Origin of the sequence: uncultured Mailhella sp. (assembly GCF_944324615.1) — a bacterium.
GTDB lineage: Bacteria > Desulfobacterota > Desulfovibrionia > Desulfovibrionales > Desulfovibrionaceae > Mailhella.
Genome location: NZ_CALUWY010000003.1, coordinates 1 through 16,247 on the forward strand (window position 1 = coordinate 1; position 16,247 = coordinate 16,247).

Annotated in this window: 15 protein-coding genes; 9 read left to right on the plus strand and 6 right to left on the minus strand. The window is 61.3% G+C overall.

Annotated features, from left to right (window positions below; genetic code table 11):
- The 6 genes from Q0K07_RS01255 to lgt all read right to left on the minus strand — a co-directional run.
- On the minus strand, nucleotides 1-215 hold a 215-nt coding region (locus tag Q0K07_RS01255; RefSeq protein ID WP_294555339.1), incomplete at its 3' end, for a hydrogenase iron-sulfur subunit.
- Nucleotides 203-2,176, minus strand: a complete 1,974-nt coding sequence (locus Q0K07_RS01260; RefSeq protein WP_294555342.1) for a CoB--CoM heterodisulfide reductase iron-sulfur subunit A family protein — start codon at nucleotides 2,174-2,176, stop codon at nucleotides 203-205. The genes Q0K07_RS01260 and Q0K07_RS01255, both read right to left, overlap by 13 nt.
- On the minus strand, nucleotides 2,173-3,123 hold the full coding sequence (locus Q0K07_RS01265) for a CoB--CoM heterodisulfide reductase iron-sulfur subunit B family protein (protein WP_294555345.1): 951 nt from the start codon (nucleotides 3,121-3,123) through the stop codon (nucleotides 2,173-2,175). The genes Q0K07_RS01260 and Q0K07_RS01265 overlap by 4 nt, the downstream gene beginning before the upstream one ends.
- A gap of 3 nt (nucleotides 3,124-3,126) precedes the next feature.
- Complete coding sequence (locus Q0K07_RS01270) at nucleotides 3,127-3,684, minus strand: 4Fe-4S dicluster domain-containing protein (RefSeq protein ID WP_294555348.1); 558 nt, start codon at nucleotides 3,682-3,684, stop codon at nucleotides 3,127-3,129.
- 196 nt (nucleotides 3,685-3,880) lie between these two features.
- Complete coding sequence (locus Q0K07_RS01275) at nucleotides 3,881-5,272, minus strand: 5'-deoxyadenosine deaminase (protein ID WP_294555351.1); 1,392 nt, start codon at nucleotides 5,270-5,272, stop codon at nucleotides 3,881-3,883.
- Nucleotides 5,269-6,054: a prolipoprotein diacylglyceryl transferase gene (gene lgt / locus Q0K07_RS01280; protein WP_294555354.1), complete on the minus strand. Its 786-nt coding sequence runs from the start codon at nucleotides 6,052-6,054 to the stop codon at nucleotides 5,269-5,271. Before lgt ends, Q0K07_RS01275 begins: the two co-directional genes overlap by 4 nt.
- 300 nt (nucleotides 6,055-6,354) lie before the next feature.
- Between lgt and Q0K07_RS01285 the strand changes: the two genes are divergently transcribed.
- The 9 genes from Q0K07_RS01285 to Q0K07_RS01325 all read left to right on the plus strand — a co-directional run bounded on the left by Q0K07_RS01285 (nucleotide 6,355) and on the right by Q0K07_RS01325 (nucleotide 16,176).
- On the plus strand, nucleotides 6,355-7,380 hold the full coding sequence (locus tag Q0K07_RS01285) for a hypothetical protein (protein ID WP_294555357.1): 1,026 nt from the start codon (nucleotides 6,355-6,357) through the stop codon (nucleotides 7,378-7,380).
- 164 nt (nucleotides 7,381-7,544) lie between these two features.
- Entirely contained in the window at nucleotides 7,545-8,111 is a 567-nt protein-coding gene (locus Q0K07_RS01290) for an RsbRD N-terminal domain-containing protein (protein ID WP_294555360.1), read from the plus strand.
- A complete protein-coding gene (dsrM, locus tag Q0K07_RS01295; RefSeq protein WP_294555363.1) occupies nucleotides 8,108-9,121 on the plus strand; it encodes a sulfate reduction electron transfer complex DsrMKJOP subunit DsrM in 1,014 nt (337 codons plus the stop codon). The genes Q0K07_RS01290 and dsrM overlap by 4 nt, the downstream gene beginning before the upstream one ends.
- 13 nt (nucleotides 9,122-9,134) lie before the next feature.
- Nucleotides 9,135-10,769: a sulfate reduction electron transfer complex DsrMKJOP subunit DsrK gene (dsrK, locus tag Q0K07_RS01300; protein WP_294555366.1), complete on the plus strand. Its 1,635-nt coding sequence runs from the start codon at nucleotides 9,135-9,137 to the stop codon at nucleotides 10,767-10,769.
- Nucleotides 10,770-11,186 (plus strand): sulfate reduction electron transfer complex DsrMKJOP subunit DsrJ, encoded by a 417-nt coding sequence (dsrJ, locus tag Q0K07_RS01305; protein ID WP_294555369.1) that lies wholly within the window; start codon nucleotides 10,770-10,772, stop codon nucleotides 11,184-11,186.
- Nucleotides 11,173-11,931 carry a sulfate reduction electron transfer complex DsrMKJOP subunit DsrO gene (gene dsrO, locus Q0K07_RS01310; protein ID WP_294555373.1) on the plus strand — a complete coding sequence of 253 codons (759 nt, stop codon included), beginning with the start codon at nucleotides 11,173-11,175 and terminating at the stop codon, nucleotides 11,929-11,931. The genes dsrJ and dsrO overlap by 14 nt, the downstream gene beginning before the upstream one ends.
- Nucleotides 11,932-11,940: 9 nt before the next feature.
- Entirely contained in the window at nucleotides 11,941-13,119 is a 1,179-nt protein-coding gene (gene dsrP, locus Q0K07_RS01315; RefSeq protein ID WP_294555376.1) for a sulfate reduction electron transfer complex DsrMKJOP subunit DsrP, read from the plus strand.
- A gap of 676 nt (nucleotides 13,120-13,795) precedes the next feature.
- The gene (gene upp / locus Q0K07_RS01320) at nucleotides 13,796-14,422 is read left to right on the plus strand and encodes a uracil phosphoribosyltransferase (protein ID WP_077071724.1); all 627 of its coding nucleotides are present in this window, start codon (nucleotides 13,796-13,798) and stop codon (nucleotides 14,420-14,422) included.
- Nucleotides 14,423-15,126: 704 nt separating this feature from the next.
- A complete protein-coding gene (locus Q0K07_RS01325; protein WP_294555379.1) occupies nucleotides 15,127-16,176 on the plus strand; it encodes a glycosyltransferase family 9 protein in 1,050 nt (349 codons plus the stop codon).
- The last annotated feature ends 71 nt before the right edge of the window (nucleotides 16,177-16,247 follow it).

The window sequence follows — 16,247 nt, forward strand, 5'->3', positions numbered from 1 at the left end:
GGATGGCAGCCCGAAACCAGCACGCCGTCGGCCCCGTTGATGAGGGCCTTGAGCACGAAGAGAGGGTTCACGCGGCCCGAGCAGGGAACGCGGATGATGCGAAGGTCGGTAGGCTGAACGGCGCGGGCGGTACCGGCCGTGTCGGCGCCGCCGTAAGAGCACCAGTTACACAGAAAACCTACGATACGGAGCTCCTTGCCGGCTAAGACAGACATAGGGCGTTCACCTCCGCGAGAAGCTGATTGTCAGTGAAGTGGGCGACCTGAATGGCGCCCTGCGGGCAGGTGGCCGTGCAGACGCCGCAGCCCTGGCAGACGGTTTCAATCACATGGGCCTTCTTCTGGCCGCGGATTTCCACTTCTTCAATGGCCTGATAGGGGCAGACCTTGATGCACTTGCCGCATGCCACGCAACGCTTGATGTCCACCACGGAAACCTGCGGGTCGTTCTCCAGCTTGGGCTTGGAGAAGAGCGCCATGACCTTGGCGGCCGCGGCGCTGCCCTGCGCGACGGAGGCGGGAATATCCTTGGGGCCCTGGCACACGCCGGCGAGGTACACGCCTGCGGTATTGGTCTCCACCGGGCGCAGCTTCACATGGCTTTCCATGAAGAAGCCGAAATGGTCGTAGGAAATGCGGAGCTTTTCCGCAAGGTTGCCCGCACCCTTGGAACCTTCCACGCCCACGGCGAGAACCACCATGTCCGCATCCACCTCCACGGATTCGCCAAGCAGCGTATCCGCACCGCGCACGATGTACCCCACCTTGCCGTCGGGGCGCACCGTGGGCTGTATGGCCGAAACACGGCCGCGGATGTACTGAACGCCGTACTCTTCCTGAGCGCGGCGGGTGAATTCGTCATACATCTTGCCCGGCGCGCGGATGTCCATGTAGAACACGAAGGCTTCCGAGTCGGGGAGATGGTCCTTGGTCATGATGGCCTGCTTGGCCGTGTACATGCAGCAGAAACCCGAGCAGTAGGGGCGGCCGATGGAGCAGTCGCGGGAACCCACACACTGGATGAACACGATGTTCTTCGGTTCCATGCCGTCGGAAGGACGGTGGATATGGCCGCCCGTGGGGCCGGAGGCCGACATCATGCGCTCGTACTGGAGGCTGGTGATGACATCGGGGTACGCGCCTGCGCCGTATTCCTTGTACACGGTCCAGTCCACGAGGTCGTAGCCGGTGGCCGCGATGATGGCGCCCACCTTTTCTTCCACGATTTCATCCACCATGTCGTACACGATGGCTCCGGTGGGGCACACCTTGGAGCACACGCCGCACTTGCCTTCCTTGATCTTCCGGCAGTAGTCGGGGTTGATGGTGGCCTTCTTGGGAATGGCCTGGGGGAAGGGAATGTTGATGGCCCGGCAGTTGCTGATGCCTTCGTTGAAGGCATCGGGCACGTTCTTGCTGGGGCATTTCTCGGTGCAGGTGCCGCAGCCGGTGCACTTGGTCCAGTCCACATAGGTGGCGCGCTTTCTGATCTTCACGGTGAAGTTGCCCACGAAGCCGGAAATGCTCTCCACCTCGGAATGGGCGTACAGCGTGATGTTGGGGTTCTGGGCCACGTCCACCATCTTGGGCGCGAGCACGCAGCTTGAGCAGTCGATGGTGGGGAAGGTCTTGTCGAGCTTGGCCATCTTGCCGCCGATGGTGCTCTCGCGTTCCACCATGACCACGCCGATGCCCGACTCGGCCGCGTCAAGAGCGGCCTGAATGCCGGCCACGCCGCCGCCGATGACCAGCACGCGCTTGGTCACGTCGAACTGCTTGGCGTAGAGGGGGGTGTCGCGGCGCAGCTTTTCCACGGCAAGGCGCACCAGTTCGGCGGCCTTGTTGGTGTTGGCTTCGCGGTCGCGGCCGATCCACGAGACATGCTCGCGGATGTTGGCCATTTCAAACATATAGCGGTTGAGCCCGGCGCGTTCCACGGTACGGCGGAACGTGGGTTCATGCATGCGCGGAGAGCAGGAAGCCACGACCACGCCGTCGAGACCGTGCTTTTTGATGGCCTGCACGATGTTTTCCTGCCCCGGTTCGGAACAGGTGTACATGGTGTCTTCGGAGAACACGACATCGGGGTAGGTCAGCGCGATCTTGGCAACCGTGGCGGTATCCACCGTGGCTTCGATGTTGCTGCCGCAGTGACAGACGAATACGCCGATTTTCATGATGCGGCTCCTGCGGCCTTCATGGCGTCAAGCTCGGCGGAAACACGCGCCTTGCGGCGCCCGGCGATCTTGTCCAGAAGGGGATAGGGATTGACGGCCAGCTTGTCCAGACGCATGACCTTCTCGGGCAGGCCGAAGGCGAGCGCGATCATCTGGGTGTAGTAGAAGACCGGCAGCCCGAAGAAGTCCTTCTTCGAGATTCTGGCGGCCTGGCGCTGACGCAGGTCGAGATTCATGTGGCACAGGGGGCAGGCGGTGATGACGGCTTCCGCACCCACGGCCCTGGCGGTATCGAGGATACGGCCGCTCAGGGAACCGGGAATGTTCACATCCGGGATGCCCATGGCCGCGCCGCAGCATTCGGTCTTCAGGGCGAAGGGCAGAACCTCCGCACCGAGGGCCTTCATGATGTTGTCGAGAGAAACGGGGTTTTCCGGGTCGTCGAACTTCGCCACCTGGGCGGGACGGCTCAGAAGGCAGCCGTAATAGGTGACGACCTTCAGGCCTTCCAGAGGATAGGTCACGCGGGAGGCCACGTTCTCCACACCCACATGCTCCACGATGGCCTGAAGCACGGAGTAGGTTTCCATAAGGTCGGCGCCGCCTTCGGCATTGGCCGGAGTGGGCGCGTCGAGCAGTTCATCCACACCGGCCTTGAAGGCGGGATTCTGCATGCGGTAACGGGCCATCTTCAGGTTGGAAGAGCAGCTCGGGCACGGAGAAATCACGCAGTCCGCACCGGTCTTTGCGGCCTGCATCAGATTGCGGGCGGCAAGAGCGCCGGAAAGCTCGTGGCTTACGGAATGGGCGGGCGTGGAGCCGCAGCAGTTCCAGTCTTCGATCTCCACAAGATCCATGTTCAGCGCATTGCACACCGCGCGGGTGGAAACTTCATATTCCACCGAGGTGCCGTGCCCCGAACAGCCGGGATAATAGGCGTATTTCATGGCTCAGCTCCTCTTTTCGGCGTAGCGCTTGAATATGCGCGCCACTTCCTCGCGCCCGTGAATGACGGAGGGAATGAAGGGCATCTTGTTCTTCAGAAGCGCCGTGGGAGCGATTTCCAGGTTGCCCCAGCCGCGCAGCGTGCGCCCCATGTAGTCGGCCATGACGCCGAGCTCATACGAGCGACCCGTAACGTGTACGGTATCCAGAAACGCCTTCCAGAAGGATTCGATGGGCCGATCCTGCACCCACCCCTCACGACGGGCCATCATGCGGAGCGTTTCCATCACCGCGGCGACATCGATATTGTTGGGGCAGCGGGCGCTGCAGGTCGAACACGACAGACACAGCCACAGCGAACGGTTCTTCAGGGCTTCTTCCTTGAGGCCCATCTGCACGGCGCGCATGATCTGGCTGACCTGCCGGTCATAGAACTGGGCGCCGGGGCAGCCCGCCGTGCACTTGCCGCATTGATAGCAGGCCGACAGGTTCTGACCGCTCTCTTCTTCGACCTGACGCTTGAATTTCAGGTCCCTGGCTTTATCAAGCCTAGTGATGTTCATAGAGACTCCCCTTGAAGACTTTTCAAACCGGCCGAACCATGTGATTCCTTTGCCCGGCACAGAAAAAGCCTTTCAATGTCTGACAAAAAAGGACAGCAGTATCCCTTTTAACAACATGCAGTAGAACACACTTCCGGAGGCAAGTCCAGAGTCGTTCTCCAGGAGAAAGCAGAACCATCCCCTGTTTTTTCCCATGTCAGAAATCCGGCTCCGCGCGCTTTCCGTTCTTCTCCGCAATGCCGGAAACATCGCCGCAGAGACCTGCGCGGCGCATGAGAAGCGCGCACTGCTCTTCCGCCTCCTGCAGCGTCTTTTTCTCATCGAGCGTGAGAAAAACCCGGTCGCGGTAGAGAAATTTCCCGTCCACCATGGTATGCAGCACATTTTCACGGGTGGCCTGATACACCACTCTCTGCACGATGTCGCGCCCGCAGGCGGGAAGGGAATGGGGCATGTCCATGTCGAGCACCACAAGATCGGCCTTTCTGCCCTCCTCCAGACTGCCGGTCTCCTCTTCCTGCCCCATGGCCGCGGCCCCGCCGAGGGTGGCCATTTCCAGCGCCTGCATGGCGGGCAGTGCCTTCGGATCGTGGGTGAGCGCCTTCTGAAGAAGCGACGCCCGGCGCACTTCCTCCAGCCCGTCCATGTGATTGTGCGCGCCGTCGAGTCCTATGCCCACCCCTGCGCCGAGGGCGGCAAGTTCCGCCACGGGCGCGATGCCGGAGGCCAGCTTGAGATTGGAGGAAGGGCAGTGCGCCACATGGGTGCCCGTTTCGGCAAGAAGGCGCTTTTCCTCCTCATCCAGCCAGATGCAGTGGGCAAGCACCACGTCCCTGCCCGTATAGCCCATGCGGTGCAGGTAAAGCACGTTGCGCTCATGGCACAGAGATTCCACCAGCCTGATTTCCCCCAGATTCTCCGAAGCGTGCGTATGCAGGCGCAGGCCGTTCTGCCGCGCCATGTCTCTGGCGGAAGAGAGAAGCCTCTGCGAACAGGAAGGCACGAAGCGCGGGGCCACGGCATAGCGCAGACGGCCGTGCTCCGCCATGTGCCAGCGGCGGATAAGCCGCTCCGTCTCCTTCAGACAGGCGTCCGTGTCCTCCTTCATGACGGCGGGCAGCCCTTCGCCTTCATCCATCATGCACTTGCCGAAGAGGCCGCGCAGGCCCGTTTCGGCCATGACCTCGAATATCGCGTCCTCATGCTGGGTGGTGCCCATGTCGATGAGCGAGGTCGTACCGCTTCTGATGAGCTCCATGGCGGCCAGGCGCGCGGAGGCGGCATTGCTCTCGGCCGTATGCGCGGCTTCCAGAGGCCAGGTGCGCTCCCTCAGCCATTCCATGAGGGCAAGATCGTCGCAGAGCCCCCGGAAAAGCGCCTGCGTCACATGCATGTGCGCCTGAACAAGGCCCGGAATCACCACCTTGCCGCGCACATCCACCACTTCCGCGTCCTCCGGCGGAAGAAGCTGCTCCGCATGCGGCCTGACGGAGGCTATGCAATCCCCGTCCACCAGAATGTCGGCGCACAGCACGCGGCGCTCCTTATCCATGGTGACGGCCATGCCGCCCAGAAAAAGCGTCTTCACGCCTTCCCTCCCCTGCCGTGCGTGCGGAACATGAGCCAGAGCCCGGCCAGAAGAAGCGGCAGGCAGAGAATCTGTCCCATGGTGACCCAGCCGGCGAAAAGGTATCCGAGCTGCGCATCGGGCACGCGGAAGAATTCCACAATGATGCGGCTTGCGGCATAGAGCACGGCAAAGAGTCCGGCCACGGAACCGCGCGGCCTGGGCTTCGAGGAATAGATCCACAGAATCACGAAGGTGAGCAGGCCCTCAAGCCCGGCCTCATAGAGCTGGGAAGGATGCCTGGGCAGAGGCCCGGCCCCGGGGAAGATCATGCCGAGGGGGCTGTCGGTCACCTTGCCCCACAGTTCGGCATTGATGAAGTTGCCGAGACGCCCGAAAAACAGCCCCGTGGGCACGAGAGGCGCCACGAAGTCGAGAATATCCACAAGGCTCTTGCCGGTTCTGCGGCCCCAGAACCAGCTTGCCGTGACCACGCCGAGAAGGCCGCCGTGGAAGGACATGCCGCCGTTCCACACGCGCAGTATTTCCAGAGGATCCGCCATGTAGGCGGAAAAATCGTAGAACACCACATAACCGAGTCTTGCCCCGACGATGACGCCGAGCATGGCCCAGGTGACGAAGTCGTCCACCTGCGCGCCCGTCCAGGAACTCCAGGGGCGGGAAGCCCGGAAGCGCCCCAGAAGCCAGCCTGCGAGGAAGGCGAAAACATACATGAGTCCGTACCAGTGCAGCTGCAACGGCCCTATGGAGAGCGCCACGGGATCTATGGAAGGATATTGCATCGTGTTCTCCTTGTTCCCGCGCTCCTTACCATAAAAGATGGGGACAGGCCAGAGGCGCCCTCCCGGACCGCGGGCAGGCCTGCGATGCGGCGAAAAGAACGCAGACCGCCTCCCGGGAAGAGAAAAATCATGCTTTTTCTGAAGAAAAAACGGCTTCCCCGCAGGCGGATGCCGTCCCCCGGTCCGTTCCCCGGAACCGGCATGAGAATCTTCCGCACAGGGAACGCAGAGCGCATAAAAAACTCTTTACGCGACCGGGTGACTACGCTACTTCCGAAGAAAGACCATTATGGAGCCGTCATGCTCAGAAACACCCGTCCCTTTCCTCTTGTCGCAGCCGCAGTCTCCCTTGCGGGCCTTCTCTTCTGCCTCTGGGTATTTTTCACCGGAGGCGAAGCGCTCTGCCTGACCGACGGCTGCACGCTCTTTCAGGATTTCCGTCTCGCCGGAGTCTCCCTCTGGCAGGCGGGCGCCGTCCTCTTCGCCGTTCTTCTGCTGCTTGCCTTCGCGCGCCTCGTGCAGGCGGCGTTTTTCTGCGCCGCGCTGGCTCTTGCGGCGGATGCGGTTCTTCTCTGCATCATGATCTTCACCGCGCCCTGCGTGAACTGCCTCATCGTCGGCACCCTCATCGCCCTTTCCTTCCTGGCCTTCCGCAGCGAAGCCATGCCGCGGGAAAAGGAACGCTCCGCACTGGCCCTTGTGTGGGGCCTGCTGCTTGTGGTGAACGCGGGCGGCGTGGTGCGCGACCTTTCCGAACCCTGGTCGCCCCTGCCCGGAACGGAGCAGGCCGCGGTGCATGTCTATTTCTCCCCCAGCTGCCGGGCCTGCCAGACGCTTCTTTCCCGCTCGGAAGACATGAAGGACGCCGCCTGGTTCCCCGTGCCCGAGGACACGCGCGACATCTGGGTCATTTCCGCCATGGAGGAAAACCTGCAGAAGGGCATGCCCCTTGCAGAAGCCGTGAACGCGGCGCAGAAGGCCGTGCCCGCCCTGCCGGACTTTCAGCAGGACCAAAGCTTCCGTTTCGGCCTGCTCAGGCCCGGCATGCTGCTTCTGCAGTTCAGGCTCTGGCAGAATCACGCCCATGTGCTTTCCGCAGGAAGCGACCGCCTGCCCTTCCTGGAATTTCAAGGCCTGCCCGCCTTCCTGACCGAAGAGCCCGCGCCGGCAGACACCCCCGCCGTGCCCGAAGAGCCTTCCTCAGGACTTTTTCCTGAAATGAATGTGGCCGGATTCTGCGACGGTACGGCCGATTCTCCCTGTGAAGAAGCCGCTCCGCAAGGCTCCGGTGAAGGGCTCATTGATACAAGCGGTATGCTGCCATAACCTTCACAATCTGCCAAATTTTTTCAATCACGCGACATTGCAGGAAAAAACACGGCTATCGGCAATAATGCCGACTTGTGCACGACCGAAAGTTAAGCTAACCTCTGCCAAATTAGCGGCCCTGTGGGGCCGGGCCTTTTCACCATTACTCACGCAAGGCATACATGGACATCACAGAACTGTGCAGCAGCCGGCGAGATGTGCTGGTAGACCGCTGGGTAAACCGGTTCTTTGCCAGCTATCCTCTCGACAGCAAGGGTTTCATGCGGACAAGCCGCGACCGCTTCGCCAATCCCGTTGGGGAAACGACGCGCATGGCGGCGGGCGTGCTTTTCAACGCCGTCATCGGTATGGACGCCGAGCCTGAAACCGTGAAGGGAGCCCTTCACGACCTCATCTGGATACGCGCCGTGCAGGACATGCCCCCTTCCAAAGCCGTGGGGGCGCTGTACCTGCTCAAGGAACTGCTGCGCGCCGAAGTGCTGCCCGAGTGCCTGAAACCGGAACATGCCGGCACCGGGGTGCTCAACGACTACCTCGCCATGGAATCCAGGGTGGACACGCTGGGGCTCATGGCGCTGGACATGTATTCCGAAGCGCGGGAGCGCGTGTTCAGGATCAGAGTGGAGGAAGTAAAGCGAAGCCAGTCGCAGGTGATACGGCTGGCCAAGCTTCGGAGGGAGCAGGCGGAACCTGCTTCTGAAACTGAAAATCGAGGGGTAGAGGAATGACCATCGCATTTGCGGCAACTCTGCTTATCCTGTGCGTAGGATGGGCGGGGTCAGCACTTGGCCTGCAGTATCTGCTCGGCGTGATCTTACCGCTGATAGCGGGTGCTGTGTTCATCATCGGCTTTATCTGGAAAATCATCCGCTGGGCCAAATCGCCTGTCCCGTTCGCCATTCCCACGGTGGCGGGCCAGCAGCGCTCTCTGGACTGGATCAAGCCCAACCGCCTGGAATGCCCCTGGACCACGCCCGCCGTCGTCGGCCGCATGATCCTTGAGGTGTTCACCTTCCGGTCCCTGTTCCGCAACACGAGGGCCGAGCGCACCACCATCGACGGTGTGCCGCGCATCACCTATTTTTCCAACAAGTGGCTCTGGGTGTTCGCCCTGCTGTTCCACTACAGCATGCTGGTGATCATCATCCGCCACGCCCGCTTCTTCCTTGATCCGGTGCCCGTCTGCATCGCCGTCATTGAATTCGTGGACGGCGTGTTCCAGGTGGGTGCTCCCCGCTTCTACCTGACCGACGCCTTCATCCTCGCCGGTCTCGCCTTCCTGCTGCTGCGCCGCGTGTGCACGGAAAAGCTCCGCTACATCTCCCTGCCGGCCGACTACTTCGCGCTGTTCCTGCTCATCGCCATTGCCGGTTCCGGCATCTGCATGCGCTACATCTCCAAGGTGGACATCAATCAGGTGAAGGAAGTCATCATGGGTCTTGCCACGCTGCAGCCCGTGGATCCTTCCGGCATCGGTTCCATCTTCTTCATTCATGTGACGCTGGTGAGCGCCCTGCTCATCTACTTCCCCTTCTCCAAGCTGATGCACATGGGCGGCGTCTTCATGAGCCCCACCCGCAACATGAAGTGCAACACCCGCGAAGAACGTCATGTGAACCCCTGGAACCCGCCCAAGCATTACCACACCTACGCCGAATATGAAGATGATTTCCGTGAAGCCATGGTTGAGGCCGGCATCCCTGTAGAAAAGCAGCCTGAACCCAAGACGGAAGCCTAAGGAGTTACTGGTCATGGCAAAAATGCCCACACCCGAAGAATTGCTGGCGGCCACGCCCACTTCCTTCCCCAAAGAGGGATGGATGGACACCAAGCCGGATTTCCATCCCGGCAGCTTCTGCTATCCCGCCAAGACGGAAATACTGAAAGGCCTCGGCTTCGAGAACGCCCATGACTGGGCGCCCGACAACGAAGACTGGGAACTGCCCGAAAACTGGGAGGAGATCCTGCACAATTCCCTGCAGGACGCCCTGAACAAGCACCGTTCCCTCAAGGTGTTCATGGACTGCTGCGTGCGCTGCGGCGCCTGCGCCGACAAGTGCCACTTCTTCCTCGGCACCAACGATCCCAAGAACATGCCCGTGCTGCGCGCCGAACTTCTGCGTTCCGTGTACCGCAAGGACTTCACCACCGCCGGCCGTCTGCTCGGCAAGTACGCCGGTGCCCGCAAGCTGGACAAGGACGTCATCAAGGAGTGGTTCATCTACTTCTACCAGTGCACCGAATGCCGCCGCTGCTCCCTGTTCTGCCCCTACGGCATCGATACCGCCGAAATCACGGTCATCGTGCGCCAGATGCTGCTGGACCTCGGCCTCGGCATCCACTGGATCATGAACTCGGTCAACGACTGCAACCGCACCGGCAACCACCTCGGCGTCCAGCCCCATTCCATGCGTGAAATCGTGGAATTCCTCTGTGACGACATCGAGACCATCACCGGCATCCGCGTGGATCCGCCGTGGAACGAAAAGGGCCATGAAGTCATCTTCATCACCCCCTCCGGCGACTACTTCGCCGACCCCGGCATCTACACCTTCATGGGCTACCTCATGCTGTTCCATGAAATCGGCCTGGACTACACCCTTTCCACCTACGCTTCCGAAGGCGGCAACTTCGGTTCCTTCGTCTCCTTCGACGTGGCCAAGAGGCTGAACGCCAAGATGTACGCGGAAGCCGAACGCCTCGGCGTCAAGTGGATCCTCGGCGGCGAATGCGGCCACATGTGGCGTGTGGTGAACCAGTACATGGCCACCTACAACGGCCCCACTCCGCCCAACATGGAAGTGCCCGTCTCCCCCATCACCGGCACGGTGTTCAAGAACGCCGCCGCCACCAAGATGGTGCACATCGCCGAATTCACGGCCGACCTCATCAAGCACAACAAGCTCAACCTGCGCCCCGAGCGCAACAACCACATCATCACCACCTGGCACGACTCCTGCAACCCGGCCCGCGCCATGGGTCTGCTGGAAGAGCCCCGCTACATTCTCCGGCACGTCTGCAACAACTTTGTGGAAATGCCCGAGCACACCATCCGTGAGGAAACCTTCTGCTGCGGTTCCGGTTCCGGCCTGAACGCCGAAGAAATCATGGATCAGCGTCTGCGCGGCGGCTTCCCCCGCGCCAACGCCCTGCGCTATGTGCACGACACCAAGGGTGTGAACTGGATGGGCTGCGTCTGCGCCCTCGACCGTGCGGCTCTGCCTCCGCTCGTCGACTACTGGGTGCCCGGCGTCACGGTCAGCGGCCTGCACGAACTTGTGGCCAACGCTCTGGTGATGAAGGGCGAAATTCCCCGCACCATGGACCTGCGTCAGGAAGATCTGCCCTTCCCCGATGAAGATCCTGCCGCCTCGGAGGAAGCATAAATGTATAACGCAAAATTCGTCATCCCCGGCATCATTGTCTTTGCCGGGCTGTTCACCGCGCCCTTCTGGATCAATATGCTTTCTTCCAGCCATGAAGAGGTCAAAGTGGTGCTCCCCGCGGAACCCGTCACCTTCTTCGGCGAAGCGCGCTCCGAATGCGTCGAGCCCAGGGAATGGATGGCCGCCAACCACATGGAACTGCTCCTTGAATGGCGCGACCAGGCCCTGCGTGAAGGAAAGCGCATCTACGTCGCCTCCGACGGCAAGAAATGGGAAACCAGCCTGCAGAACACCTGCATGGCCTGCCACAGCAACAAGGCCGACTTCTGCGACAAGTGCCACAATGCCAACAGCGTGAACCCGTACTGCTGGGACTGCCACGTCATCCCCCAGGGGAACAATCATGAATTCGAGTAGACGTTATTTTCTCAAGGTCGCAGGCCTGTCCACCTTCGCCCTGGCCGCCGGCGCGGCCCGCGCGGAAGCGGCCGAGGCCTCCTATGAAGCCTATCCCGAAGGCCTGAAGGCCCATCGCTGGGCCATGGTCATCGATACCCGCCGCATCCAGACGCCCGAAGACATGCGCCCCATCGTGGAAGCCTGCCACAAGGTGCACAACGTGCCCGACATCCCCGCTCCCCGCGAAATCAAGTGGATCTGGGACGACACGTTCGAACACGCCTTCGCCAACGACCCGGATCCGATGCTTCCTGAAAACATCGAAAACCGCCGCTTCTTCCTGCTGTGCAACCACTGCACCAATCCTTCCTGCGTGCGCGTCTGCCCCGCCGGCGCCACCTACAAGACGGCTGACGGCCTCGTGGCCATCGACTATCACCGCTGCGTGGGCTGCCGTTTCTGCATGGCCGCCTGCCCCTACGGCTCCAGAAGCTTCAACTTCCAGGATCCGCGTCCCTTCATCAAGGACCTGAACCCCGCCTACCCCACCCGTATGCGCGGCGTGGTGGAAAAGTGCACCTTCTGTGCCGAACGCCTGGAAAAGGGCCTCATGCCCGCCTGCGTGGAGGCCTCCAACGGGGCCATCATGTTCGGCGATCTCAACGACCCGAACTCCATCGTCCGCCGTGTCCTTTCCAAGAACTTCAGCATTCGCCGCAAGCCCGAACTGGGCACCGATCCCGGCGTCTACTACATCATCTAGGAGGGAACCATGGTTGAAAAAGTTCTCAAGGGTTCTCCCAAGTACTACATCTGGCTGCTCTTTCTGCTGGCCATCATAGGCTATGCCTTCATCGTCTATGTGTTCCAGCTCATCTACGGCCTCCAGATGACCGGCCTTACCCGCAACACGTCCTGGGGCTTCTACATCGCCCAGTTCACCTATCTGGTGGGCGTTGCCGCCGCGGCCGTGATGCTGGTGCTGCCCGCCACCTTCCACCACTATCATCCGTATCACCGCGTCATCGTCTTTGCGGAATTTCTCGCCATCGGCGCGGTCATCATGTGTATGCTCTTCATCGTGGTGGATATGGGCCAGCCGCAGCGCGTGCTGAACATCATCCTGCACCCCACGCCGAACTCCGTCATGTTCTGGGACGCCACCGTTCTCTGCGGCTACCTGCTGCTGAACGCGGTCATCGGCTGGACGTCGCTGGAACATGAAAGCCGCCATGTGCCCGTGCCCCGCTGGGTGAAGGTGCTCGTGGTCGTGTCCATCTTCTGGGCCTTCTCCATCCACACCGTCACGGCCTTCCTGTACGCCGGCCTGCCCGGCCGCCATTACTGGCTCTCCGCCATCATGGCCGCCCGCTTCCTGGCTTCCGCCTTCTGCGCCGGTCCTTCCATCCTGCTGCTGTCCCTGCTTCTGCTGAAGCGCCTCTCCGGCTTCGATCCCGGCAAGTCCGTGGTGAAGTCCCTGTCCATCACCATCGCCTATGCCATGGGCCTGAACATGTTCTTCTATGTGCTGGAACTGTTCACCGCCTTCTACAGCGGCATTCCCGGCCATGCCCACCCCATCGTGTTCATCTTCAACGGACATGAAGGCCTCAATGTGTGGCTGAACGGCTGGATGTGGTTCGCCGTGGTGCTGGCCTTCGCCAGCATCTTCCTCCTGGCCATTCCCAAGTTCCGCAACAACATGAAGATCCTGCCCTGGGCGCTGGTCATGCTCATCATCGCCTCCTGGATCGACAAGGGCCTCGGCCTTCTCATCGGCGGTTTCTCTCCCACTCCCTACGAAACCTATGAAGTCTATACTCCCACCTTCTGGGAAATCTCCATCGGTCTCGGCATCTTCGCCGTGGGTGCGCTGGTCGTCACCCTGCTGTGGAAGATCGCGCTTGAAATGAAGCGTGAAGGCGGGGAACCCTTCGAACTCGCCGAATAAGCCTTACGCCGGAATATCCGGCATGAGCTGATCAAAAAGTCCGGGCTGCAAATGCACCCGGACTTTTTCTTTTCCCCCGGCAAAAGCATGGGGTCTTCGCGCGTCGCCCGGCAGACGACGCCGTTCCGCAAGGCGGAACATCTCCCCTCCTCAAGACGGCTTCTTCCGCATCGGCCCGAAACTCCAGCCCCTGCCGTAAAAAAGAGCAGCGCTCCTGCCGGGCAACGCGCCTGTACCGCACGGCAGTACGGACATCAGGTGTTTGATTGGCTGCCCCTTTTTTCCGTGCGCCCGCACCGCACGGAAAAAAGGAAAGAGCGTACCGCGCAAAGCCCCCCCTCTTCCGCCGCGGCAACGGAAAAAACGTCCGTCTCCCGCCGGGAAATCCCCTCTCCCTTCTGAAACCATCCGTCAGACACGGCGGATACGCCCCCCGTTTTCTGCCGGGCCATCCCTCCGTCGGAGCTCCCTTCAGGAAGCATGAAAAAACTCACGAAACGGGGTCGCACCCGCCCCCTCTGCTCCTCCCTCCGGTGAAAAATCCCGCTTTTCCGGCATCATGACGGCATACCTGCAGAATTCCGCGCCTTGACGCAACAGGAAGCCACGGATATAACGGCAGCATAGTCTGTGTACTCTGCGCATCCCGCGTTTCTCTCAAACAAGGATTTTCGCCATGGCTCTTCATATCGTCGACCATCCCCTCATCCGGCACAAGCTCGGTCTGCTCCGCAAGGAAAGCACCTCCACCAGCGAATTCCGTATGCTGGCCAAGGAAGTGGCCCGTCTGCTCACCTACGAAGCCACGAAGAATCTTCCTACGGAAAAAAAGGTGGTCAAAGGCTGGGCCGGTCAGGTGGAAGTGGACTATCTCGCCGGAAAAATGATCACCATCGTGCCCATTCTCCGCGCAGGCCTGGGGCTGATGGAAGGCGTGCTCGACATGGTGCCCGGCGCGAAGATCAGCGTGCTCGGCCTGTACCGCAATGAAGAAACGCTGGAACCTGTGGAATACTACAAGAAGCTGGCCCGCCGCATCGATCAGCGCGTGGCCTTCATTCTTGACCCCATGCTCGCCACGGGCGGTTCCCTCATCGCCGCCATCGACGTGCTCAAGGCCAGCGGCTGCACGCAGATAAGCTCCCTGAACCTCGTGGCCGCCCCCGAAGGGGTGAAGGCCGTGCTCGACAAACACCCCGATGTGGAAATCTACGCCGCAGCCCTCGACACCTGTCTCAATGAAAAGGGTTATATTCTCCCCGGTCTCGGCGATGCCGGCGACCGCATCTTCGGCACGAAGTAGGCCCTCCCTCCGGCAGAACTTTTCCGAACAGGCCCGGACGCCGATGCGCCCGGGCCTGCCTTTTCTTCACATCCGAACCGGAACCGGCAAAAAACGTTCCCCGCTCCCCGGCAACCTGTCCCGGAAGGGATGCTCCGTCCAGAGCGCATCCCCGCGTCGCTCCTCAAGAAAAGACTGGAGTCCCTTCCCTCGGGCATGGAGGAAAGGGATGCCCCTCCGGCGACAAAAACCATGCTCTCCGGCACAGAAAAATGCCTCGGGCGGTGCAGCACCACGGAAAAAGGCTCCAGCTTTCTGCACCGGTTCTCCTCATGACGACACCGGGCCTGCTTTATTCCCGTGAACCGGGCCGCCGAGCATGCCCCTGAGAAGTCCCGGAGAAAAAACGGTCTGCGAGAAGGAAAACACAGACTCGTGCCTTCTCTGACGGGTCCCGAAAAAGACGGGAGCCTCGGCCGAAATCCGGCAACCGATGCCGCGCAGCCGCCCCGCGCCGGCAGCCTTTCCCCTTTCCGACAGGCACGGCCATGCCGCAGAGGCTGCGCAGCCCCCCGGCACGTCGACAGGCCCGCAAGAAGCGGTTGACGCGCCCTTGCGGGGAACATACAAAAAAACATGCCCGGTCCTCTCCGAATCCCTGCAACAATACGGCAGGCCCGGACATTCCCGCGATACGCAAGGCACTTTTTCCACAGGCAGGTATCATGGCACGCTACTCTTCAAGGATCAGCAACAGGCACATGGTGGCGGTACGGTTCAGCTCCATGGGCGACGTGGTGCTCACCACGGGTGTTCTTCTCGACTGGTACAAAAAGCACGGCACGAAGTTCACGGTCATCACCAAAGAGGCCTTTGAACCGCTCTTTGCCCATCACCCGGCAGTGCACAACGTCATAGGCTTTGATGAAAACGACCTGCACGGTCAGGCACAGGCCATGAACTTCCGCGGGCTCATGGAAAAATACCGCGACAGCCCCCTGCTCGATCTGCACCGCAACCTGCGTTCCGCCATGCTGGCGCGCATCTGGCGCGACGCCATCATCTGCTACAACAAAATGGCGCTGGCAAGGCGCATCTTCCTGTGGAGCAAGGGAAAGTTCTTCGGGGAGGAACTGCGCCGCTACAACGTGCCCCAGCGTTACGCCACAGGCCTTTATGACAAGAAGGACGTCCCTTCCGCCGAAGAACTGCGCCCGCGCATTTTCCTCACCGAAGAGGAAAAGCAACAGGCCTGCGACACCCTCGCCCCCCTTCGCCGGCAAGGCGCGCCCCTTGTGGCGCTGCATCCCTTCGCCACCCATGAGGCAAAGACCTGGCCCATGGAAACATGGCTGCACTTTGCCGGGCTGCTGGAACAGGAAAACATCGCCTTCTTCTGGGTGGGACAGGGCGAAGGTCTGCCGGAAGCAGAGGAAAAACGCAGCTTCATCGGAAAAACAGGCCTGCGTGACCTGTGCGCGCTCACTTCTGCGGCGGACGTGCTCGTCACCGGAGATTCCGGGCCCATGCACATCGCCACCGCCGTGGACACGCCCGCCCTTGCCATGTTCGGCCCCACCTGCCGGGAATGGGGGTTCTTCCCCTCCGGGCCTGAGGATCGCGTGGTGCAGCTCGACATGCCCTGCCGCCCCTGCTCGCTGCACGGCTCAGGCTCCTGCCCGAAAAACAATGCCTGCATCACGGGCATCACGCCGGAACGCATGCTGGAAGAACTGAAGGCCATGCTTGCGGGGCGTGCGGCCGAAAAACACTGATTCTCCCTGCCTCTGAGGATACCTTCCCGCAGACCTTCTCCGGGAGTCTTTTCCTGTGTCCGTGCTCCGGC